Genomic DNA, 20,613 nt, shown 5'->3' on the forward strand with positions numbered 1-20,613 from the left:
TCAGGCTAACCACCCCCGGCGATGAGGGTCCCGGCGCTCATGACAACGTCTAGGATCCGTGCCAGTCACGAAACGCCGAGAATCACCGAGATTGGGGAGGGTGGCCGCCGATGGATCTGCTGGAGCCGGTGCTGTTCACCGACGCCTGGGGATCCCACGTGTCCATCGCGAGCCTGCAGGGCCGCAGCATCCCGAGTGCCGAACCCGAGTCCGAGTTGTGGATGGGCGCCCATGAGAGCGGCCCCTGCGGCATCACTCGTGACGGGGTCGCCACCACCCTGACCGACGCCATCCAGGCCGACCCCGCTGGCGAACTGGGGGGCCAGTGCGCCTCCGACTTCGAGAACCGGTTGCCGTTCCTCCTCAAGGTCCTCGCACCCGGTCGGGCCATCTCCATCCAGGCCCACCCGACCGCCGAGCAGGCCCGCGAGATCCGCGAGCGCGACCGCGCCAAGGGCAACCCGGACGCGACCTATGTCGACGACTGGGCCAAGCCCGAGATGCTCGTCGCCATCGCACCGTTCACCGTCTTCGTCGGGATGCGCGCGCCTGACGAGGTCGCCTCCCTCGCCAAACGTCTCGCCCTCCCCCGGCTGACCACCCTGGTCGAGGCGGCGTCCACCCAGCCCCATCCCTCGCACGCACTCCTGGCGGCAATCCTCGCGACACCCGCGAGCGAACACACCGCTTTCGCACGCGAGCTTGTCGCGGCCTGTGTCCGCGTCTCGGCCAGCCCCGACGACGAGGGCCATCAGTGCGCCGCGATCGCCCATGTCGCCGAGGACCACCCCGACGACATCGGCCTCGCCGTCCTCCTGCTCATGTATCACCGGGTGCTCGAGCCCGGCGACTACCTCGACGTCCCGGCCGGGGTCCTCCACTCCTACGTCGGCGGCCTGGGCGTCGAGGTGCTTGCCAACTCCGACAACGTCGTTCGCGCCGGACTCACGGGCAAGGAGCTCAACGTCCCCGAGCTCCTGCGCATCGTCGATCCCGAGGCCGACGGCAGCGTGGGGCACGCCGAGCCCGATCCGCAGCTCCCCGCCACCGAACGCTTCCCGAGCCAGTCCGACCGCTTCGCCCTGCGCCGACTCCACTCCCCTGACGAGGTCGCGATCCCCGGCAACGGCACTCCCCGCATCGTCTTCTGTCTCCACGGCGACGTCACCCTCACGACGCCGGAGGCGACCCTCGCGCTGGGACCGGTGCGGGCGGCATACCTATCAGCTCGTGATCACGACGTCACGGTGACGGGCAGCGGCGAAGTCTTCCTCGTCACGCTGCCTTGCGTCTGACCACGGCCTGACGTTCACCCAGAGATCACCTGACACACCTCCGCGCGCCGCCCGCGCACCACGCGACCTGAGGACCGTGGAGGTATGCGAGTAGCCATGGTGACGGAGTCGTTCCTTCCCACGCTCAACGGCGTCACGACGAGCGTATGCCGGGTGGCCCAGTCCCTGCGTGCGCTCGGCCACGAGGCACTCATCATCGCGCCGGGCCCGGCTCCGGCGACGTTCGAGGGTTTCAAGGTCCGCGGACTCCCGTCGATCAACGTTCGCCAGTTCCCGACCGGGGTCCCGACGCCCGCGCTGCGCAGGACGCTCGAGGAGTTCGAGCCCGACGTCATCCACGCGGCCTCGCCGTTCGTGCTCGGTGCCCGGGCCCTTCAGCTCGCCGACCACACCGGCACCGCGGCCGTCGCGATCTATCAGACCGACATGCCGAGCTACCTCGCACAGCACGGCCCGGCCCGCCTCGGTGCCGGCGCCGCCAACGCCGCGTGGCGCTGGATCCGGCGCATGCACGCGCACGCCGACCTCACCCTGGCCCCCTCCCGACCCACGCTCGCCGAGCTGCGCTCCCACGGGGTCCTGCGGACCGACCTCTGGGCACGCGGTGTCGACACGAGCCTGTTCTCCCCCCGCTGGCGCAGCGACGAGGGGACGCGCGAGCTGCGGCGGGCGCTCGCTCCCAGCGGTGAGATCCTCCTCGGCTATGTCGGTCGCCTCGCCCCCGAGAAGGAGCTGTGGCGCCTCACCGAGGTCGCGCAGATCCCCGGGACCCGGCTCGTCATCGTCGGTGACGGACCGAACCGCGCGCAGATCGGCGCCCAGCTCACCGAGGCAGTGGCCGCGATGCCGGGCCGCCCCAACCGGTCACCGGTCTTCCTCGGTCGCCAGTCCGGGGACGACCTGGCGCGCGCGTATGCCGCGTTCGACGTCTTCGTGCACACCGGCACGCGCGAGACCTTCGGCCAGACCCTCCAGGAGGCAGCCGCGTTCGGATTGCCTGTCGTGGCACCGGCCCGTGGCGGCCCGCTCGACCTCGTTGACCACGGCCAGACCGGTCTGCTCTTCGACCCTGACCTGCCCGGTTCGCTCCATGACCACGTCGACGCCCTCGTGGGCGACCCGCGGTGGCGCGCAACCCTGGGGGCCAGAGCCGAGGAGGCCGTCCGCGGACGCTCGTGGGACAACCTCACCGAGCAGCTGGTGGGGCACTACGAGGCGGCGCGCACTGCCCGCGCCCACCGCGCGGCCTGAGCTTGCCGATCGCCCACGTGGCGGTCTACTTCTGCGCGACGTGCGCCTGCCAGTCGGCGTAGGTCGGGAGCAGCCCGCTCGATCGCGCCTGCGCGAGCGTCGGAGCCGCCTCGTCCTTCGGCGAGAGAGTGACGTCCAGGCCTGCGGGAATGGGCAGGCCGATGTCAGGATCGAGTGGATGGATGCCGTGCTCACCCGTCGGGTTGTAGGCGGCGGTGCAGAGATACATCACCGTCGTCTCGTCCTCCAACGCGCAGAAGGCATGCCCCAGGCCCTCGGTGAGATAGACGGCCCGGCGTGAAGTGGTGTCGAGGAGCACCTCTTCCACGTGGCCGAACGTGGGTGAGCCTTGACGAAGGTCGACCGCGTAGTCGATGAGGGAACCGCTGAGAGCGGTGATGTATTTGCCCTGTCCCGGGGGGATGTCGGCGAAGTGGATGCCGCGCACTGTCCCCCGCGAGGACACGGAGACGTTGCTCTGCACGATGTCGGGTCGATGGCCGAGGTGCCCGGCGAGCTTGTCGCCGCGGAAGGACTCGAGGAAGACTCCCCGGTCATCCGGGAACTGCCGTGGCGTGACGACGAAGGCGCCCTCGATGGCAAGCGGTTCGATCTGCATCAGGACGTCCTGCGCCCTTCGGCCAGGCAGGCGTGGATGTAGCCGCCGTAGCCGCTCTTGATCAGAGTGTCGCCCAGTGCGGAGAACTGCGTGTCGTCGATCCAGCCCGCGCGCCAGGCGATCTCCTCGACACAACCGATCTTGGTGCCTTGTCGCGCCTCGATGAGGTGGACGAACTGGCTGGCGTCCATGAGGCCCTCGAACGTGCCCGTGTCGAACCAGGCCGTTCCTCGCGGCAGGACGGTCACGGTGAGATCGCCGCGCTGGAGGTAGGCGTCATTGATGCCGGTGATCTCGAGCTCGCCACGGGCGCTGGGCTTGAGGTCGCGGGCGATCTGGATGACGTCGTTGTCATAGAAGTACAAACCGGGCACGGCGTAGTTCGATTTGGGCTCGGACGGCTTCTCCTCGATGGAGATCACCCGTCCGTCGTCATCGAACTCCACGACGCCGTATGCCGTGGGCTCACTGACGTGGTGAGCGAAGACGTGTCCGCCGGTCACGCCGGACAAGGTGCGCAGGGAGGTCCCGAGACCGGCGCCGTGGAAGATGTTGTCGCCAAGGACCAGGGCGACCGAGTCGTCGCCGATGAACTCGGCACCGATGATGAACGCCTGGGCGAGTCCATCAGGACTGGGCTGCTGCGCATACGAGATCTCGATGCCCCATTCGCGGCCGTCGCCGAGAAGCCTCACGAACTGCTCGCGGTCCAGGGGGGTGGTGATGATCAGAACCTCTTGGATCCCGGCCATCATCAGGGTGGAGAGCGGGTAGTAGACCATCGGCTTGTCATAGATCGGCATCAACTGTTTGCTGATGCCGCGAGTGATGGGGTGGAGCCGCGTGCCAGATCCCCCGGCCAGAATGATGCCCTTCATGCGCGCCAGCCTAGCGAGTCACAGTGGGTCTCTGGGCGGGGCTCTCCGTGGCCCGTTACGATCCCTGGGTGCGCATACTCGTCACCGGTGGAGCCGGTTTCATCGGATCAAACTTCGTCCACCTGACGCTGTCCACCCGGCCGGACGTCGCCGTCACGGTCCTGGATGCCATGACGTATGCCGGGTCTCGGGCCTCGCTGGCAGCACTCGGCGATCGGGTCACGGTGGTCGAGGGCGACATCACGGACGCTGACCTGGTCGACCGCCTCGTGGGCGAGCACGACCTCGTGGTGCACTTCGCGGCGGAGTCGCACAACGACAACAGCCTGTCGAACCCGTGGCCCTTCGTGCACACCAACGTGGTGGGCACCTACACGCTGCTCGAGGCGGCCCGGCGCCACGACGTCCGCTATCACCACATCTCGACCGACGAGGTCTATGGCGACCTCGAGCTCGACGACCCGGCCCGCTTCACGGAGGCGACGCCCTACAACCCGTCGAGCCCCTACTCGTCGACCAAGGGCGCCAGCGACCTCCTCGTCCGTGCATGGGTGCGGTCCTTCGGCCTGAAGGCGACGATCTCGAACTGCTCCAACAACTACGGCCCGCGTCAGCACGTCGAGAAGTTCATCCCGCGCCAGATCACCAACGTGATCGACGACATCCGCCCCAAGCTCTATGGCGACGGGCTCAACGTGCGCGACTGGATCCACGTCGACGACCACAACCGGGCAGTGTGGGCCATCATCGACCACGGGCAGATCGGCGAGACCTATCTCATCGGCGCCGATGGCGAGGCCGACAACAAGACCGTGGTGCACGACATCCTCGAGCTCATGGGCAAGGACGCCGGCGACTTCGACCACGTCACCGACCGCCCGGGTCACGACCGGCGCTATGCCATCGACTCGACGCGGCTGCGGACCGAGCTCGGCTGGGAACCCGAATACCCCAGCTTCCGCGAGGGCCTCGCGGCGACCGTGGAGTGGTACCGCGCCAACGAGGACTGGTGGCGCCCCATGAAGGAAGCCACGGAGAGCAAGTACGCCGCCACCCAGAGCATCGTGCAGCGCTGATGGCGCGCTGGCTCGTCACAGGCGCGGCCGGCATGCTCGCTCACGACCTGCTCCCCCGGCTTGCCGACGCCGGTCACGACGTCACGGCCCTGCACCGCGCCGACCTCGACGTCACCGATGCGCAGGCGTGCGAGGCCGCCGTCGAGAGTCATGACGTCGTCGCCAACCTCGCCGCCTGGACCGCTGTCGACGATGCTGAGACCCGTGAGGCGGAGGCCTTCGCCGTCAACGCCGTCGGCCCCGCGAACCTCGCGGTCGCGTGCGCGCGCACCCAGGCGCGACTCGTCCACGTCTCGACCGACTACGTCTTCTCCGGCGACGCCACCACCCCGTATGCCGTGGACGCACCGATCGCTCCCCGCTCGGCCTACGGACGCACCAAGGCTGCAGGCGAGTGGGCGGTGCTCGCACACTGCCCGTCGGCGCTCGTCGTGCGCACGGCGTGGCTCTATGGTGCCGGGGGCTCGAACTTCGCGGCGACCATGGCCCGCCTCGCGGGTGAGCGCAAGACGCTGGCCGTAGTCGACGACCAGCAAGGGCAACCGACGTGGACCGTGGACCTCGCCGATGCCCTCGTCCGCCTCGTCGACGCCGACGCCCCCGGCGGCATCTGGCACGGCACCGGGAGCGGAGAGACGACGTGGTTCGACTTCGCCCGCGCGATCTTCGAGGAGCTGGGACTGGACCCCGAGCGGGTCACGCCCACGACGACTGACGCGTTCCCACGGCCGGCTCCGCGGCCGGCATACTCCGTCCTCGGTCACGAACGATGGAGCGCCGCCGGACTCGAGCCGTTGGCGAACTGGCGTGAAGCGCTCCGTCGGGCGGCCCCGACGGTGCTCCGCACGAGCTGAGGTCAGCGGCGGGCAGTGATGCCGCGCAGGACCCTGCCCGCGAGGCTGAGTCCTGCCGCGACTGACGCACCGAGGGCCACGCCAAGGGCGAGGTTGAGCCGGTCGTCTGCGCGCTTTGCGGTGGGTGGCACGACTGCGTCGGTATGCCGTTCGGCCGGGTTCGACTCAGGCGGCACTCCCAGCCAGACCGGGTCAGGCGCGCCGGGGGTGAGCGCAGCCGAGACCGGCAGCTCAGGACCCTCGGCCAGTTTGGTGCGCTGGCCTTCGGTGAGGTCCGCAACAGCCTCGGGCTCGAGCGAGTTGGCGCTCCACGCTGCCGCGAGCAGGACGACGCGGGACATGAAGTTGAGCCACGCGAGGAGGCCCACGACCACGGCGATCGACGCGAAGAGAGGGTTGCTCGTCGTGCCGGCGATGAGGGTGGTGCCCAGAACCTTGAGAAGGGTGAGGCCAATGCCGCCGACGACCGCGCCACCCACGAGACCACGCCGGGGTATGTCGACGCCAGAGAGCAACCGCAACATCACGATCACGACCAGACCGTCGAGCCCGGCTCCGACGACGAACGCGATGAGGCTGAGCAGCCACTGTTGACCGCCGAGCCCGACCTGCTCGGCGATCCATGAGGTTGTCGCACCAGCGACGCCGGTGACCGCTGCCGACACCACGATTGCGAGCCCGAGAATGAAGAGCACCCCGAGGTCACGCAGCTTGGTCGTGACAAAGTTCCCAGGGGTCCCCTCAGCGCCGAAGATCGCCCGGATTCCGTCACGCAGGGCACCAAGCCATCCCAGTCCGGCGAGGAGCAGACCGCCCAGCCCGACGAGTCCCGTGACGGTCAGGGTGTCGCCCGACGGAACCGTCAGCGGGATGAGGCCCTCACCAGAGCCGTCCTGGATGAAGCCGGGCAGTGTGTCGTTCAGGTAGTCACTGATCTGGCCAAGCCACTGCGGGTTGTCCTGGAGGAGGAATCCGAAGACGGTGAACGCCAGCGCCACTGCCGGGAAGATCGAGAAGAACGCGAAGTAGGTGACGCCACCGGCGAGCAGGTTGCCCCGCGCGTCTCCATATCTCTTCCAGGCATGCCAGAGGCGAGTCCGCTGCAGGGCAGCCCACAACTGTTTGACCCGGTCCATGACTCAGCCCTCCAGGGCGAACGAGGACAGCGGACCCCACACGCCGTCATCGGTCTGGTGATAGAGCTCGAAAGCCGCCACCTCGATGGTGCACCGGAAGTCGACCAGCCCGTCGAAGGCAGCGTCGAGCTGCTCCTCGCCGAGGTTGTGGGCGATGGTGACGTGCGGGTGGTAGTTGAAGTCGAGGTGCCGCTCGACTGGGCCGTTGCGGACAGCGGTCTCGATGAGCTCGCACTGCGAGATACCCGAGGACACCTGCACGAAGACCACCGGCGACAGGGGTCGGAAGGTGCCCGTCCCCGAGAGGGTCATTTGGAACGGTGCGTGCGCCGCGGCAACGACCTCGAGGTGTTTCTCGAAGGCGGCCAGCGACGGCTCGTCGATCTCGGTCGGGGGGAGCAGCGTGATGTGCGGCGGGATGAACCGGGCGAGGGGGTCGCCGACCCGCTCTCGCGCAGCCTGCAGCACGGACCCGTGGGGTTCGGGAACCGTGATCGCCACGCCGTGGGTGGGCATGCGCTCGACCCTATCGGGCTGCGGGCAGGAGTCCGACGCGCTCGCGCACCCGCACCATCGTCGACTGGGCGACGCCACGCGCGCGCTCGGCACCGGAAGCGAGGATCCGGTCGAGCTCGGCCGGGTCGTCGAGCAGCTCGGCCATCCGAACCTGGAAGGGCTCGATGGCGGCGACGACGACGTCGGCCACCTCCTTCTTGAGGTCGCCATAGCCGCGGCCAACGAACGACGACTCCAGCTCGTCGATCGACTGACCGGACAGCGTCGAGTGGATGATGAGCAGGTTGGAGACCCCGGCCTTGTTCGCGACGTCGTAGCGGATCTCGGCCTCGGTGTCCGTCACCGCCGACCGGATGTTCTTGGCGATCTTGGCGGGATCCTGCATGAGGTCGATGAGGCCCTTGGGTGACGAGCCCGTCTTGGACATCTTGGACGTGGGGTCCTGCAGGTCCATGATCTTGGCCGAACCCTTGACGATGTAGGGCTCGGGCACAACGAGGGCCTCGCCGAAGCGGGTGTTGAAGCGCCCGGCGAGATCACGCGTGATCTCGAGGTGCTGGCGTTGGTCCTCACCGACGGGGACGAAGGCCGTGTCGTACAGGAGGATGTCGGCCGCCATGAGCATCGGATAGGTCAGCAGGCCCACGTTGGCGCTCTGCCCCTTGGCGGTCTTGTCCTTGAACTGCGTCATGCGGCGCGCCTCGCCGTCGCCGGTCAGGCAGTTCATGACCCAGCCGAGCTCGGCGTGCTCGGGAACGTGGCTCTGGCAGAACAGCGACGACCGCTGCGGGTCGACGCCACCAGCGATGAACTGGGCCACTGTCTTGCGGGTTCGCTCGCGCAGCACCTCCGGGTCGGTGGGCACCGTCAGCGCGTGCAGGTCGGCGACGAAGTAGAAGGCGTCGTGGTCGTCCTGCAGCTTCACCCAGTTGACCAGTGCCCCGAGGTAGTTGCCGATGTGGAGGGAGTCACTGGTGGGCTGCATCCCGGAGAGGATCCGGGGAGCCGCCTGGGGGGTCTCAGGTGCGGACATGCGCGTCATTGTGTCAGGTGCCCACCCCTAGACTCGCACCGTGCCACGCCTCGCGCAGACCTTCCTTGCCCGCTTCGATCAGGCCCCCGAGGGCGTGTGGTCCGCGCCCGGACGGGTCAACCTCATCGGCGAGCACACCGACTACAACGGCGGCCTCGCGCTGCCCATCGCTCTCCCCCACCGAACCCGTTGCGCCGCCTCGGTGCGCGACGACGATCTCCTCCAGATCCACTCGCTCCAGGAGGATTCGTTCGTCGAGGTCCGCATCTATGACGTTGCAGCCGGGCACCCGGCCGGCTGGACGGCATACGTCGCGGGTGTTTTGTGGGCACTGCGCAAAGCCGGGTATGCCGTCCGCGGACTCAACGTCGTCGTCGACGGTCAGGTGCCCCTCGGGGCGGGCCTGTCCAGTTCTGCGGCGCTCGAGTGTTCGGTTGCTGCGGCGGCCTCTGACCTCTTCGGGCTGGGACTGCTCGACTCGGCCGAGGGGCGATCGGTCCTGGCGGCCGCGTGCCAGCGGGCCGAGAACGACATCGCCGGAGCGCCCACCGGTGGCATGGACCAGGCCGCCGCGATGCACGCCACCGAGAAGCACGCGCTGCGCCTCGACTGCCGTGACGGTGCCACGACCCAGGTGCCGTTCGACCTCTCAGCGCACGACTTGGCACTCCTGGTCACCGATACCCGCGCGAGCCATGCCCTGGCGGACGGGCAGTACGGAGCCCGCCGCGACTCGTGCGAGAAGGCCGCCGACATCCTCGGTGTCGAGTTCCTGCGTGACATCGATCCGGCGGCTCTCGACGAGGCGCTCGTCCAGCTCCCCGACGACGTGCTGCGTCGACGCACGCGTCACGTCGTCACCGAGATCGCCCGCGTCGACGAGGTCGTTGACGCGTTGCGCGACGGCGACCTCGCCGAGGTGGGGCGACTCTTCCTCGCGTCGCATGCCTCCCTGCGGGACGACTACGAAGTGTCGTGCACCGAGCTCGATCTCGTCGTCGACACTGCGGTCGGCGAGGGTGCTTTGGGGGCGCGGATGACCGGCGGTGGGTTTGGCGGGTCAGCCATCGCGCTCGTCGCGGTCGCCGACGTCGAGCGAGTCTCCGCAGCAATCGCTGCGGCCTTCGCAGCGGCACAGCTCACCGCGCCAAAATCGTTCTCCGTCACCGCTGCTGGCCCTGCCGCTCGCGACTGAGCAACTGGTTTCGTCAGTCCAGGGTGAGGTCGTAGTCGATCATCAGGGGTGCGTGGTCACTCCACCGCTCGGCGTATGCCGCCGCGCGGCCGACCTCCGCACGCGTCGCGAGCTTCGCGAGCGGCGCACTCGCGAACTGGTAGTCGATGCGCCACCCGGCGTCGTTGTCGAAGGCCTTGCCGCGCCACGACCACCACGTGTAGGGCCCGGGGCCCGGGCCGTGGAGCGTGCGGTGGACGTCCACATAGCCGTGCTCCCGGATCCACCGGTCGAGGTGCGCCTGCTCCTGTGGGAGGAACCCGGACTTGCCGGTGTTGCCCTTCCAGTTCTTCAGGTCGTGCGCGGAGTGGCAGATGTTGAGATCACCGGTGAGGACGGCATACCCGTTGTCCTCACCGAGGCGAGCGAGGCGGGAGCCGACAGCATCCAGGAACCGGAACTTCTCGTCCTGCTTCGGGGTGAGTGACTCCCCCGTATGGACGTAAGCCGAGATCACGGTCACGGGCCCGTCAGGTCCTCGGACGTCGACCTCGAGCCAGCGGCCAGCATCGGTGAACTCCGCGGGGCCGATGTCGCTGCTCACCCGAAGCGGGGGCTGACGCGTGAGGACGGCCACCCCGGCGTGCCCCTTGGTGCGACCCTGCGTGGAGCTGACGTGCCATGCGTCGAGACCGCCTTGGGTGAGCACGTCGCGCAACTGATCATCGGACGCTCGCACCTCCTGTAGTGCGATGACGTCGGCGTGCTGGTCGACGAGCCAGCCGAGGCCACCCCTCCGGGCCGCGGCGCGAATTCCGTTGACGTTGGCTGAGATGAGACGCACCCGATGAGAGTAGTCATCGCGGCAGTCCGGGACGACATGGCTCCGAAGTGCCACACCGACGCGGCCACCGGTGGATGATGTGGGGGTGACCGACCGCATCCACCTCTCGCGCGCCCATGTCACCGAGGTCGAGGAGACGTACGTCCTCGAGGCGTTGCGTTCCGGCTGGGTCGCTCCACTCGGGCCGATGGTGGACCGCTTCGAACGCGAGATCGCGCACCGATGCGGCGTTCAGGGCGCCTTGGCGCTCTCGTCCGGCACGGCGGCGCTGCATCTTGCCCTCCTTGATGTCGGTGCCCGGCCAGGGACGTTCGTGGTGTTGCCGACCATGACGTTCGCCGCCTCGGCCAACGCCGTCGCCTACACCGGCGCCGAACCCGTCTTCGTCGACTCCGGCGCAGACGCGAACGTCGACGTCGAACTCCTCCTCGAGACGGTACGTGCCCTGCAGCTCGAAGGGCTGACGGTGGCTGCGGTCATGACCGTCGACCTCTTCGGTCGATGCTGCGACTACACCGCCCTCGAAGAACCCCTGGCCGCGCTCGGCGTGCCCCTGATCGAGGACGCTGCCGAGGCTCTGGGTGCCGGGCACGGTGCTCGGGCAGCGGGTTCCTTCGGTCGCGCGGCCGCCCTGTCCTTCAACGGCAACAAGATCATGACCACGTCTGGGGGCGGGATGCTGCTCAGCGACGATGCCGAGCTGCTTGACCGAGCCCGCTATCTGTCAACGCAGGCTCGACAACCGGCTCCGTGGTACGAACACACCGAGATTGGCTACAACTACCGGATGTCCAACATCCTGGCCGCCCTCGGCGTCGGCCAGCTCGAGCGGCTGGACTCGATGATCGGGCGACGACGAGAGATCCGGCAGCGCTATGTGGACGGACTCGCGGACATCGACGGCGTCGCGGTGCTCACCGGTTCTGACACCCAGCCCAACCCTGACTCCGAGGCGAACGACAACCACTGGCTCACGTGCATCACCCTCGACCCGACCCGGGTCGACGCCAACCCGACAACACTGATGGCGGGCCTCGACGCAGTGGGGATCGAGGCACGCCATCTGTGGAAGCCGATGCACCTCCAGCCGGTCCACAGGGGTCGTCGGACCCGGCTCACCGGCGTCAGTGAGCAGCTCTTTGACACCGGCGTCACGCTCCCGTCGGGTTCCGAGCTCGACGACGAGCAGATCGACAGGGTCATCAGGGAGACCCGATCGATCCTCCACACGCGATGAGACGCCTCGATGCGAAGAGGCTGTTCGACCTGACGCTCACCGTGCCAGCGTTCGTCCTCTCCTTGCCGCTCCAAGCCTGCGTCGCGGTTGCGGTCCGTCGAACTCTGGGCTCGCCCGTGGTGTTCACCCAAGAACGTCCCGGCTTGGACGGGCGCGTGTTCGTCATGCGCAAGTTCCGCACCATGCTCGAACCAGACCCGGCCAGGGGTCTCGTCTCCGACGCGGACCGCCTCACTCCGTTCGGGGTGTTTTTGCGATCGACGAGCCTCGACGAACTGCCGACATTGTGGAACATATTGCGCGGAGACATGTCGATCGTCGGCCCGCGGCCGCTGCTCGTCCGCTACCTGGACCGCTACTCACCCGAGCAGGCGCGGCGACACGAGGTGAGACCGGGGCTGACCGGTCTGGCCCAGGTGAGTGGGCGCAATGCCCTCAGCTGGGAGCAACGACTCGCTCTCGACGTCGATTACGTCGACCACCACTCCCTGGGCGGAGACCTCATGATCATCGCGCGCACCGTTTCTGCCGTACTGCGCCGCGACGGAATCTCGGCCCAAGGAAGCGTCACGATGCCTGAATTCATGGGGAGCGTCGAAGTGGAGGGCAACTGATGCCCGCAGCACGGCTGGTGATCGTCGGCGCCGGTGGATTCGCCCGCGAGGTGGCTGAGATCGCGCGCCTCCTGCGCCCGGACTCCCGGCTCGGGTTCGTCGACGACGCACCGCAGGACGACGCCACTCGCCTCATGACGGGCAAGGGTGCTCACCACCTCGGCGCGGCCCGGTCATGGCAACCGGAGGACTCCGACACCGGCGTCATCGCCATCGGCGACCCCGGCATCCGGGCCGCTCTCGCCGCTCTCCTCGGGGAACGGGGCGCCGTCTTCGACGTACTCGTGCATCCCGACGCCACCATCGCCCGATCCGCCACGCTCCACCCAGGCGTCATCGTCGCGCCCGGGGCACGCGTCAGCGCTGACGTTGTTCTTGGACACCACGTCCACATCGACCAGAACGCCACCGTGGGACACGACACCATCGTCGGTGCGTACTCTCGCCTGAACCCCGCAGCGTGTCTCTCGGGCGCCGTCGTGGTCGGTGAGGGCGCCTACATCGGTGCCGCAGCCGTCGTCCTACAAGGGCTGACAGTCGGAGCCGGGTGCATCATCGGCGCCGGAGCCGTGGCCGTCAGCGACGTGGAGCCAGGCACCACCGTCAAAGGTGTGCCAGCTCGCTGACAGCCCTCAGTCCCGACCGAAGAGGTCGCGGGTATAGACCTTGTCGGCCACGTCATCGAGTGAGTCGCTCACGCGGTTGGCGACGATGACATCCGAGCGGCGCTTGAACTCGTCAAGGTCCTTGATCACCTCGGATTGATAGAAGCGGTCCTCCTCGAGCGCTGGCTCATAGAGCACGACCTCGATGCCCTTGGCCTTGATCCGCTTCATGATCCCCTGGATGCTCGACACCCGGAAGTTGTCGGATCCGGCCTTCATGATGAGCCGATACATACCGACCACCTGGGGCTTGCGGCGCAGGATGTCGGTCGCGATGAAGTCCTTGCGCGTCGTGTTGGAGTCGACGATGGCGCGGATGAGGTTCTGCGGGACGTCGCTGTAGTTCGCCAGCAGCTGCTTGGTGTCCTTGGGCAGGCAGTAGCCGCCGTAGCCGAACGACGGGTTGTTGTAGTGCGAGCCGATCCGCGGGTCCAACCCGACCCCGTCGATGATCGAGCGGGAGTCGAGACCGTGCGACACGGCATACGTGTCAAGTTCGTTGAAGTAGGCGACCCGCATCGCGAGGAACGTGTTGGCGAAAAGCTTGATCGCCTCGGCCTCGGTCGGATTCGTGTGCAGGAGAGGCACGTCCGCATCCAACGCACCCTCGACGAGCAGCTCACCGAAGCGGCGTGCACCCTCACTGTGACCGCCGATGACGACCCGACTCGGGTGCAGGTTGTCGTGCAGGGCACGACCCTCACGAAGGAACTCCGGTGAGAAGACGAGGTCCAGACCGGGGTACTCAGCCCGCATCCGTTCGGTGAAGCCCACCGGCACCGTGGACTTCACGACGACCGTTGCCTTCGGGGCCAGTTCGGTGACGGACGCGATGACCGACTCGACCGACGAGGTATTGAAGAAGTCGCGCACCGGGTCGTAGTCGGTTGGCGTCGCCACGATGACGAAGTCGGACCCGGGCAGCGCGTCGGCCGCATCAGTGGTGGCGCTCAACGACAACTCGTGGTGGGCCAGGTAGTCCTCGAGCTCGTCATCAACCAGGGGCGACTCGCGCCGGTTGACCTGGTCGACCCGCTCGGCATTGAGATCAACCGCGACGACCTCATGACGCTGCGCCAGAACGACTGCGTTCGAGAGGCCGACATATCCGAGACCGACGACAGAGATCTTCACGCCGGTCACGCTACCCGTCGCTGTGTCGCATCACCCACCACGCCCTACGTGTGGGCCACAATGGGCGGCATGCAGACCCCTGAGATGTCCAAACGCCTCCTCGCGGAGTTCGTCGGCACGTTCTGGCTCGTCTTCGGAGGATGCGGGGCGGCGATCTTCGCCGCTGGCTTCATGTCGACCCCCACCCTGGGCTCGGGCGCGCCCGTGCACCTCGGGATTGGCTTCCTGGGCGTCGCGCTGGCGTTCGGTCTCACGGTCGTGACGATGGCGTATGCCGTGGGGCACGTCTCCGGGGCGCACTTCAACCCGGCCGTGACGCTGGGTGTGACGATCGCGAAGCGCTTCGACTGGAAGGACGTGCCGGGCTACGTCTGCGCGCAGGTCCTTGGTGGTCTCGCCGCCGGTGGCGCCCTGTGGGCCATCGCACGGGGTCGCAACATCTTCGACGCGACCGGCAACATGGCAGCCAACGGCTACGCGGAGCACTCCCCCGGGGGCTACTCACTCATGGCCGTCCTGTGCGCCGAGATCCTGCTGACGATGATCTTCGTCTACGTCATCCTCGGCGTGACCGGCGACAACGCGCCAACGGGTTTCGCCCCCCTCGCCATCGGGCTGTGCCTCACGCTCATCCACCTCATCTCCATCCCGATCTCCAACACGTCGGTCAACCCGGCGCGCTCGACCGCGGTCGCGTTCTTCAACGGCAACGGGGCCCCCGGCCAGCTGTGGCTGTTCTGGGTGGCCCCGCTCGTTGGTGCGGCCATCGCGGGTGCGACCTTCCACCTCATCACCGGTGTCGACCGTCGCGACCGCGACATCGACGGTGGGATCGCGGCCGAGGACGTCGTCGTGGCAGAGGGTGTCGACCCCAACGCCCCCCGCACCGGTCGACACTGACGGGACCGACCGGCATACCGGCATCAGAGGGAACCTGCGTCGTTCGATAGATTCGGCACCATGGCGAAGATCATCTACACCCTCACCGACGAGGCACCCCTCCTCGCGACCTACTCTTTCCTCCCGGTGATCGAGGCCTTCGCCTCCACTGCCGGCGTCGACGTCGAGACCCGTGACATCTCGGTCGCGGCGCGCATCCTCGCGGGATTCTCGGACGTGCTCCCCGACGAGCAGAAGGTCGCGGACGCCCTCGCTGAGCTCGGTGAGCTCGCGACGACTCCCGAGGCCAACATCATCAAGCTGCCCAACATCAGCGCCTCCGTGCCGCAGCTGAAGGCCGCGATCAAGGAGTTGCAGGGGCAGGGCTTCGACCTTCCCGCCTACAGCGACGAGCCGAGCACCGAGGCCGAGAAGGACGCGAACGCCCGCTACGGCAAGGTCATGGGCAGCGCTGTGAACCCCGTCCTGCGCGAGGGGAACTCCGATCGTCGCGCCCCCGCCGCCGTCAAGAACTACGCCAAGGCGCACCCGCACTCCATGGGCGCCTGGAGCGCCGACAGCAAGACCAACGTTGCGACGATGGGTCAGGACGACTTCGCGACCAACGAGAAGTCCGTCGTCCTCCCGGCCGCCGACACCCTGACGATCCAGCTCGTCACGGATGCCGACACGACCGTCCTCAAGGGCGGCCTCAAGGTCCTCGAGGGTGAGGTCGTCGACGGCACCGTCCTGCGCGCGGCTGCACTCGACGCGTTCCTCACCGCACAGATCGCTCGGGCCAAGGCCGACGACGTGCTCTTCTCCGTCCACCTCAAGGCGACGATGATGAAGGTCTCCGACCCGATCATCTTCGGCCACGTCGTGCGCGCCTTCCTGCCCGAGGTCTTCGAGAAGCACGGCGCTGCCCTCGACGATGCCGGCCTCTCCCCCAACAACGGTCTCGGTGCGATCCTCGAGGGCCTCTCGGCCCTGCCCAACGGCGACGAGATCAAGGCCGACATCGAGGCCGGCATCGCCGCCGGACCCAAGCTCGCCATGGTCAACTCCGACAAGGGCATCACCAACCTCCACGTCCCGAGCGACGTCATCATCGACGCGTCGATGCCGGCGATGATCCGGACCTCTGGTCACATGTGGGGCCCGAGCGGCGAAGAGGCCGACACCCTCGCCGTCATCCCCGACAGCTCCTATGCCGGCGTCTACCAGGTCGTCCTCGACGACTGCCGGGCCAACGGCGCCTTCGACCCGACCACCATGGGCTCCGTCGCCAACGTCGGGCTCATGGCCCAGAAGGCCGAGGAGTACGGCTCCCACGACAAGACCTTCGAGATCTCGCAGGCCGGCAAGGTCCAGGTCGTCAACGCTGCGGGCGACGTGCTCATGGAGCACGATGTGCAGCCCGGTGACATCTGGCGTGCGTGCCAGACCAAGGACGCCCCGATCCGCGACTGGGTCAAGCTCGCCGTGACGCGTGCTCGCGCCTCGCAGACGCCGGCCATCTTCTGGCTCGACGAGAAGCGCGCCCACGACGCCAACCTCATCGCCAAGGTCAACACCTACCTGGCAGACGAGGACACCGACGGTCTCGACATCCAGATCCTCAGCCCGGTCGACGCCACGACGTTCTCGATCGACCGCATCCGTCGCGGCGAGGACACCATCTCGGTCACCGGCAACGTCCTGCGTGACTACAACACCGACCTCTTCCCCATCCTCGAGCTCGGCACCTCGGCCAAGATGCTCTCGGTCGTCCCGCTGATGAACGGTGGCGGCCTCTTCGAGACCGGCGCCGGCGGCTCCGCCCCCAAGCACGTCCAGCAGCTCGTCCAGGAGAACTACCTGCGCTGGGACAGCCTGGGTGAGTTCATGGCCCTCGCCGAGTCCTTCCGCCACCTCGCCGACACCGAGGACAACGCCAAGGCCCGCGTCCTCGCCGAGACGCTCGACCGCGCCACCGAGACCCTCCTCCAGGAGAACAAGGGTCCGGCGCGCAAGGTCGGCCAGATCGACAACCGCGGCAGCCACTTCTATCTCGCGCTCTACTGGGCGCAGGAGCTGGCCAAGCAGACCGACGACGCCGATCTCGCGACCGCTTTCGCCAGCGTCGCAGAGCGGCTCACGAACGACGAGCAGAAGATCAGCGACGAGCTCCTCTCCGTGCAGGGCTCCCCCGCCGACATCGGCGGCTACTACCGTCCCGACGAGGCCAAGGTCAGTGCCGTCATGCGCCCGTCGGCAACCTTCAACGAGGCCCTCGCCAGCCTGCGCTGAACCACCACAATCACGACGTATGCCGTGTGGTCACCGATCGGTGACCACACGGCATACGTGCGTTCGGGGGTAGGGCGTAGCGTCAGGAACATGAGTGACTGGAATGACGGAGTCATCAAGGAGTTCCGCGAGAACGACGGCAAGGTCGGGGGTCCGTTCGAGGGGGCGCCGATGATCCTCATCCACCACATCGGGGCCAGGAGCGGCACCAAGCGGGTCACTCCCCTCATGTATTTCCCCCAGGACGACGACTCGCTGAACATCATCGCGTCCAAGGCCGGGGCGCCCGACAACCCCGACTGGTTTCATAACGTGAAGGCGAACCCGCGGTTCGATGTCGAGGTCGGCACGCAGACCTTCCCTGTCGAGGCCGAGGTCCTGCCACGTGAGGAGCGCGATGCGATCTGGCCGGTGCGGGTAGCCGAGGCCCCGGGCTTCGGGGACTACGAGATGAAGACCGACCGGATCATCCCGGTCGTGCGCCTGCGTCGCGCCGCCTGAGCCGTGCAGCTCAGAGCGGCAGCTTCATGCCGACGTGGGATGCGACGAACCCCAGCCGTTCATAGAACCGCTGTGCGCCCTCGCGGCTCGCGTCGGTCGTGAGCTGCACGAGCACGGCGCCACGGCGGCGCGACTCGTCGATCGCCCACTGGAACAGGCCCTCGCCGAGCCCCTGCCCGCGACGGCTTGAGGCGATGCGCACCGCCTCGATCTGGGCACGCAGGGCGCCATGGCGCGAGAGCCCGGGCAACAGCGTGAGCTGCAGCGTGCCGATGACCTCACCCTCGTCCTCGAGGACGACAAGTTCGTGGGCCGGATCAGCGTCGATCGCGTCAAAGGCCGTCAGGTATGCCGCGTGGTCGCCGTGAGTCTCTCGGGCCGCCCCGAGCGGGTCGTCCGTGAGCAGCGCGACGATTGCTGGCACGTCCTCGCGCGTCGCCCGGCGAACAACAAGTCCGCCGATCACGGGTAGCCCTGCGGATTCTCGCTCTGCCACCGCCACGTGTCGACACACATGTCGTCGACGGTGCGGGTGGCCTTCCAGCCCAGGTCGGCCTCGGCCCTGGTGGGGTCGGCGTAGGACTCGGCGATGTCGCCGGGGCGCCGATCGACGATCTCGTAGGGCAGGTCATGTCCAACGGCTCGCTCGAACGCGTGGACCATCTCGAGGACCGACGTGCCGTGGCCGGTGCCGAGATTCCACGTGTTGACCGGGGTGTCCGTGGCGCCGAGCCGGTGAAGAGCTGCGACGTGACCAGCGGCGAGGTCCTCGACGTGGATGTAGTCGCGCACGCCCGTGCCATCGGGCGTCGCGTAGTCGCCGCCATAGACAGCGAGCTTCTCGCGCCGACCCACGGCGACCTGGGCGATGTAGGGCATGAGGTTGTTGGGGATACCGCTCGGGTCCTCACCGATCGTGCCACTCGAGTGCGCACCCACCGGGTTGAAGTAGCGGAGCAACGCGATCCGCCAGGTGGGGTCGGCGACGGCCATGTCGCGCAGGACCTGCTCGTTCATGACCTTGGTCCAGCCATAGGGGTTGGTGGCCGACGTCGGGGCGTCCTCCTGCATGGGTACGGCTGCCTCGGCGCCATAGACCGTGGCCGAGCTCGAGAAGACGAGCTTGCGCACCCCATGGCGATCCATCGCTCGCAGCAGCGACAGGGTCGTGTCGAGGTTGTTCTCGTAGTAGCTGAGCGGCTCGGCCACACTCTCTCCCACCGCCTTGAACCCGGCGAAGTGAATGACCGCGTCGATCTCGGTCTCAACGAACGTCGCCTCGGTCTTGTCGCGATCCGTGAGGTCGAAGGACCGCACGTCCAACGGCATACCGGTCAGTGCTTCCACTCGACCCACCACGGACGGCTTCGCGTTGGCGAACGAGTCGACGACAACAACGTCGTGACCGGCGGCGACGAGCTGGACGACAGTGTGCGAACCGATGTATCCGGCACCACCTGAGACGAGAACGCGCATGCCCTCACCCTAGAGCCGGGCTCTGTGCCGGGGGTGTGCGGGCGCTGATAGCGTCACGATCGACCACATTTGCCCCGTACGAAGAGGTGTCCATCGTGAGCCAGACCCCCGTCAAGGTGGCCGTCACCGGCGCTGCCGGTCAGATCGGCTACAGCCTGCTGTTCCGCATCGCGTCTGGCGCCCTCCTTGGCCCAGACGTCCCCGTCGAGCTGCGTCTGCTCGAGATCACCCCAGCGCTCAAGGCGCTCGAGGGTGTCGTCATGGAGCTCGACGACTGCGCCTTCCCGACGCTCGCCGGGGTCCAGATCGGCGACGACGCCGAGACGGTCTTCGACGGCGTCAACCACGCCCTCCTCGTCGGCGCCCGCCCCCGCGGCCCCGGCATGGAGCGCGGTGACCTCCTCGAAGCCAACGGCGGCATCTTCGCCCCGCAGGGCAAGGCCCTCAACAAGGTCGCGGCCGACGACGTGCACATCACCGTCACCGGCAACCCGGCCAACACCAACGCCCTCATCGCGATGAGCAACGCACCCGATATCCCCACGTCGCAGTTCTCGGCACTGACCCGTCTCGACCACAACCGCGCGATCAGCCAGCTCGCGGCCAAGCTCGGCGTCCCGGTCACCGAGATCAAGAAGATGACGATCTGGGGCAACCACTCCGCGACGCAGTACCCCGACCTCTTCCACGCCGAGGTCTCCGGCAAGAACGCTGCCGAGACGGTCAACGACCAGGCGTGGCTCGCGGATACGTTCATCCCGACCGTCGCCAAGCGCGGCGCAGCGATCATCGAGGCGCGCGGTGCGTCCTCGGCCGCCTCGGCAGCGTCGGCCACCATCGACCACGCCCGCACCTGGGTGCAGGGCACCGCCGAGGGCGACTGGACCTCGATGGCCGTGCGCTCCGACGGCTCCTACGGCGTCGAGGAGGGGCTCATCAGCTCCTTCCCCGTCACCGTCAAGGACGGCCAGTGGAGCATTGTCCAGGGCCTGACCATCGATGAGTTCTCGCGCGGCAAGATCGACGCCACGGCGGCCGAGCTCGCCGAGGAGCGCGACGCGGTCAGGGCACTGGGCCTGATCTGAGTCCAGCGCGACAAGCGCAATCGTTCGCACGCGGCATACACCGGATTCTTTCGG

The 20,613-nt window shown here is 67.9% G+C and carries 21 protein-coding genes; 12 read left to right on the forward strand and 9 right to left on the reverse strand.

All coding sequences use genetic code 11. The annotated features are described in order from the left end of the window. The first annotated feature begins 110 nt into the window (after window positions 1-110). Together manA and V6K52_RS15090 are read left to right on the forward strand one after the other, a co-directional pair. A complete protein-coding gene (gene manA / locus V6K52_RS15085) occupies window positions 111-1,295 on the forward strand; it encodes a mannose-6-phosphate isomerase, class I (RefSeq protein WP_353950937.1) in 1,185 nt (394 codons plus the stop codon). Window positions 1,296-1,379: 84 nt separating this feature from the next. Beyond that, window positions 1,380-2,546 (forward strand): glycosyltransferase family 1 protein, encoded by a 1,167-nt coding sequence (locus V6K52_RS15090; RefSeq protein WP_353950938.1) that lies wholly within the window; start codon window positions 1,380-1,382, stop codon window positions 2,544-2,546. Window positions 2,547-2,571: 25 nt separating this feature from the next. Here V6K52_RS15090 and rfbC read toward each other — a convergent pair whose 3' ends face one another. Together rfbC and rfbA are read right to left on the reverse strand one after the other, a co-directional pair. Further along, window positions 2,572-3,165 (reverse strand): dTDP-4-dehydrorhamnose 3,5-epimerase, encoded by a 594-nt coding sequence (gene rfbC / locus V6K52_RS15095; RefSeq protein WP_353950939.1) that lies wholly within the window; start codon window positions 3,163-3,165, stop codon window positions 2,572-2,574. Beyond that, window positions 3,165-4,043 (reverse strand): glucose-1-phosphate thymidylyltransferase RfbA, encoded by an 879-nt coding sequence (rfbA, locus tag V6K52_RS15100; protein WP_353950940.1) that lies wholly within the window; start codon window positions 4,041-4,043, stop codon window positions 3,165-3,167. Before rfbA ends, rfbC begins: the two co-directional genes overlap by 1 nt. Window positions 4,044-4,111: 68 nt before the next feature. Here rfbA and rfbB point away from each other — a divergent pair, with 68 nt between their 5' ends. Continuing rightward, the gene (rfbB, locus tag V6K52_RS15105) at window positions 4,112-5,119 is read left to right on the forward strand and encodes a dTDP-glucose 4,6-dehydratase (protein ID WP_353950941.1); all 1,008 of its coding nucleotides are present in this window, start codon (window positions 4,112-4,114) and stop codon (window positions 5,117-5,119) included. Next, complete coding sequence (gene rfbD / locus V6K52_RS15110) at window positions 5,119-5,973, forward strand: dTDP-4-dehydrorhamnose reductase (RefSeq protein WP_353950942.1); 855 nt, start codon at window positions 5,119-5,121, stop codon at window positions 5,971-5,973. The genes rfbB and rfbD overlap by 1 nt, the downstream gene beginning before the upstream one ends. 2 nt (window positions 5,974-5,975) lie before the next feature. Here the strand turns inward: rfbD and V6K52_RS15115 are convergent, their stop codons facing one another. Genes V6K52_RS15115 through trpS form a run of 3 tightly spaced genes read right to left on the reverse strand, consistent with a single transcriptional unit; the run spans window position 5,976 to window position 8,667 of the window. Next, on the reverse strand, window positions 5,976-7,109 hold the full coding sequence (locus V6K52_RS15115) for a YihY/virulence factor BrkB family protein (protein ID WP_353950943.1): 1,134 nt from the start codon (window positions 7,107-7,109) through the stop codon (window positions 5,976-5,978). Between the two features lie 3 nt (window positions 7,110-7,112). Continuing rightward, entirely contained in the window at window positions 7,113-7,625 is a 513-nt protein-coding gene (locus V6K52_RS15120; RefSeq protein ID WP_353950944.1) for a 2'-5' RNA ligase family protein, read from the reverse strand. Window positions 7,626-7,635: 10 nt separating this feature from the next. Continuing rightward, window positions 7,636-8,667, reverse strand: a complete 1,032-nt coding sequence (gene trpS / locus V6K52_RS15125) for a tryptophan--tRNA ligase (RefSeq protein WP_353950945.1) — start codon at window positions 8,665-8,667, stop codon at window positions 7,636-7,638. A 31-nt stretch (window positions 8,668-8,698) separates the two neighbouring features. Here trpS and galK point away from each other — a divergent pair, with 31 nt between their 5' ends. After that, window positions 8,699-9,853, forward strand: a complete 1,155-nt coding sequence (galK, locus tag V6K52_RS15130; RefSeq protein ID WP_353950946.1) for a galactokinase — start codon at window positions 8,699-8,701, stop codon at window positions 9,851-9,853. Between the two features lie 13 nt (window positions 9,854-9,866). Here galK and V6K52_RS15135 read toward each other — a convergent pair whose 3' ends face one another. After that, window positions 9,867-10,676, reverse strand: a complete 810-nt coding sequence (locus tag V6K52_RS15135; RefSeq protein WP_353950947.1) for an exodeoxyribonuclease III — start codon at window positions 10,674-10,676, stop codon at window positions 9,867-9,869. Window positions 10,677-10,761: 85 nt separating this feature from the next. On the opposite strand from V6K52_RS15135, the gene V6K52_RS15140 reads away from it, so the two are divergent. The 3 genes from V6K52_RS15140 to V6K52_RS15150 are packed head-to-tail and all read left to right on the forward strand — an operon-like array spanning window position 10,762 to window position 13,153. Continuing rightward, on the forward strand, window positions 10,762-11,913 hold the full coding sequence (locus V6K52_RS15140) for an aminotransferase class I/II-fold pyridoxal phosphate-dependent enzyme (protein WP_353950948.1): 1,152 nt from the start codon (window positions 10,762-10,764) through the stop codon (window positions 11,911-11,913). Further along, window positions 11,910-12,527, forward strand: a complete 618-nt coding sequence (locus tag V6K52_RS15145; RefSeq protein ID WP_353950949.1) for a sugar transferase — start codon at window positions 11,910-11,912, stop codon at window positions 12,525-12,527. Before V6K52_RS15140 ends, V6K52_RS15145 begins: the two co-directional genes overlap by 4 nt. After that, window positions 12,527-13,153, forward strand: coding sequence for an acetyltransferase (locus V6K52_RS15150; RefSeq protein WP_353950950.1), 627 nt, complete (start codon window positions 12,527-12,529; stop codon window positions 13,151-13,153). Before V6K52_RS15145 ends, V6K52_RS15150 begins: the two co-directional genes overlap by 1 nt. Window positions 13,154-13,159: 6 nt before the next feature. Here the strand turns inward: V6K52_RS15150 and V6K52_RS15155 are convergent, their stop codons facing one another. Further along, the gene (locus tag V6K52_RS15155; protein ID WP_353950951.1) at window positions 13,160-14,326 is read right to left on the reverse strand and encodes a nucleotide sugar dehydrogenase; all 1,167 of its coding nucleotides are present in this window, start codon (window positions 14,324-14,326) and stop codon (window positions 13,160-13,162) included. 69 nt (window positions 14,327-14,395) lie between these two features. Here V6K52_RS15155 and aqpZ point away from each other — a divergent pair, with 69 nt between their 5' ends. The 3 genes from aqpZ (at window position 14,396) to V6K52_RS15170 (ending at window position 17,998) form a co-directional block, all read left to right on the forward strand. Then, on the forward strand, window positions 14,396-15,226 hold the full coding sequence (gene aqpZ / locus V6K52_RS15160) for an aquaporin Z (protein ID WP_353950952.1): 831 nt from the start codon (window positions 14,396-14,398) through the stop codon (window positions 15,224-15,226). 60 nt (window positions 15,227-15,286) lie between these two features. Then, window positions 15,287-17,497: an NADP-dependent isocitrate dehydrogenase gene (locus tag V6K52_RS15165; RefSeq protein WP_353950953.1), complete on the forward strand. Its 2,211-nt coding sequence runs from the start codon at window positions 15,287-15,289 to the stop codon at window positions 17,495-17,497. A gap of 90 nt (window positions 17,498-17,587) precedes the next feature. After that, window positions 17,588-17,998, forward strand: coding sequence for a nitroreductase family deazaflavin-dependent oxidoreductase (locus V6K52_RS15170; protein ID WP_353950954.1), 411 nt, complete (start codon window positions 17,588-17,590; stop codon window positions 17,996-17,998). A gap of 10 nt (window positions 17,999-18,008) precedes the next feature. On the opposite strand, the gene V6K52_RS15175 is transcribed toward V6K52_RS15170, so the two are convergent. Together V6K52_RS15175 and galE are read right to left on the reverse strand one after the other, a co-directional pair. Continuing rightward, entirely contained in the window at window positions 18,009-18,461 is a 453-nt protein-coding gene (locus V6K52_RS15175; protein WP_353953785.1) for a GNAT family N-acetyltransferase, read from the reverse strand. Then, window positions 18,461-19,474, reverse strand: a complete 1,014-nt coding sequence (gene galE / locus V6K52_RS15180) for a UDP-glucose 4-epimerase GalE (protein WP_353950955.1) — start codon at window positions 19,472-19,474, stop codon at window positions 18,461-18,463. The genes V6K52_RS15175 and galE overlap by 1 nt, the downstream gene beginning before the upstream one ends. Window positions 19,475-19,569: 95 nt before the next feature. Between galE and V6K52_RS15185 the strand changes: the two genes are divergently transcribed. Further along, window positions 19,570-20,559, forward strand: coding sequence for a malate dehydrogenase (locus tag V6K52_RS15185; RefSeq protein WP_353950956.1), 990 nt, complete (start codon window positions 19,570-19,572; stop codon window positions 20,557-20,559). Window positions 20,560-20,613 lie beyond the last annotated feature (54 nt).

Origin of the sequence: Knoellia sp. S7-12 (genome assembly GCF_040518285.1) — a bacterium.
Taxonomy (GTDB): Bacteria; Actinomycetota; Actinomycetes; order Actinomycetales; family Dermatophilaceae; genus Knoellia.

Bases quoted from the DNA above. Each gene is read 5' to 3' on its own strand.
- manA (WP_353950937.1), top strand. From the start codon at position 111: ATGGATCTGCTGGAGCCGGTGCTGTTCACCGACGCCTGGGGATCCCAC.
- V6K52_RS15090 (WP_353950938.1), top strand. From the start codon at position 1,380: ATGCGAGTAGCCATGGTGACGGAGTCGTTCCTTCCCACGCTCAACGGC.
- rfbC (WP_353950939.1), bottom strand. From the start codon at position 3,165: ATGCAGATCGAACCGCTTGCCATCGAGGGCGCCTTCGTCGTCACGCCA.
- rfbA (WP_353950940.1), bottom strand. From the start codon at position 4,043: ATGAAGGGCATCATTCTGGCCGGGGGATCTGGCACGCGGCTCCACCCC.
- rfbD (WP_353950942.1), top strand. From the start codon at position 5,119: ATGGCGCGCTGGCTCGTCACAGGCGCGGCCGGCATGCTCGCTCACGAC.
- V6K52_RS15115 (WP_353950943.1), bottom strand. From the start codon at position 7,109: ATGGACCGGGTCAAACAGTTGTGGGCTGCCCTGCAGCGGACTCGCCTC.
- V6K52_RS15120 (WP_353950944.1), bottom strand. From the start codon at position 7,625: ATGCCCACCCACGGCGTGGCGATCACGGTTCCCGAACCCCACGGGTCC.
- trpS (WP_353950945.1), bottom strand. From the start codon at position 8,667: ATGACGCGCATGTCCGCACCTGAGACCCCCCAGGCGGCTCCCCGGATC.
- V6K52_RS15145 (WP_353950949.1), top strand. From the start codon at position 11,910: ATGAGACGCCTCGATGCGAAGAGGCTGTTCGACCTGACGCTCACCGTG.
- V6K52_RS15150 (WP_353950950.1), top strand. From the start codon at position 12,527: ATGCCCGCAGCACGGCTGGTGATCGTCGGCGCCGGTGGATTCGCCCGC.
- aqpZ (WP_353950952.1), top strand. From the start codon at position 14,396: ATGCAGACCCCTGAGATGTCCAAACGCCTCCTCGCGGAGTTCGTCGGC.
- V6K52_RS15165 (WP_353950953.1), top strand. From the start codon at position 15,287: ATGGCGAAGATCATCTACACCCTCACCGACGAGGCACCCCTCCTCGCG.
- V6K52_RS15170 (WP_353950954.1), top strand. From the start codon at position 17,588: ATGAGTGACTGGAATGACGGAGTCATCAAGGAGTTCCGCGAGAACGAC.
- galE (WP_353950955.1), bottom strand. From the start codon at position 19,474: ATGCGCGTTCTCGTCTCAGGTGGTGCCGGATACATCGGTTCGCACACT.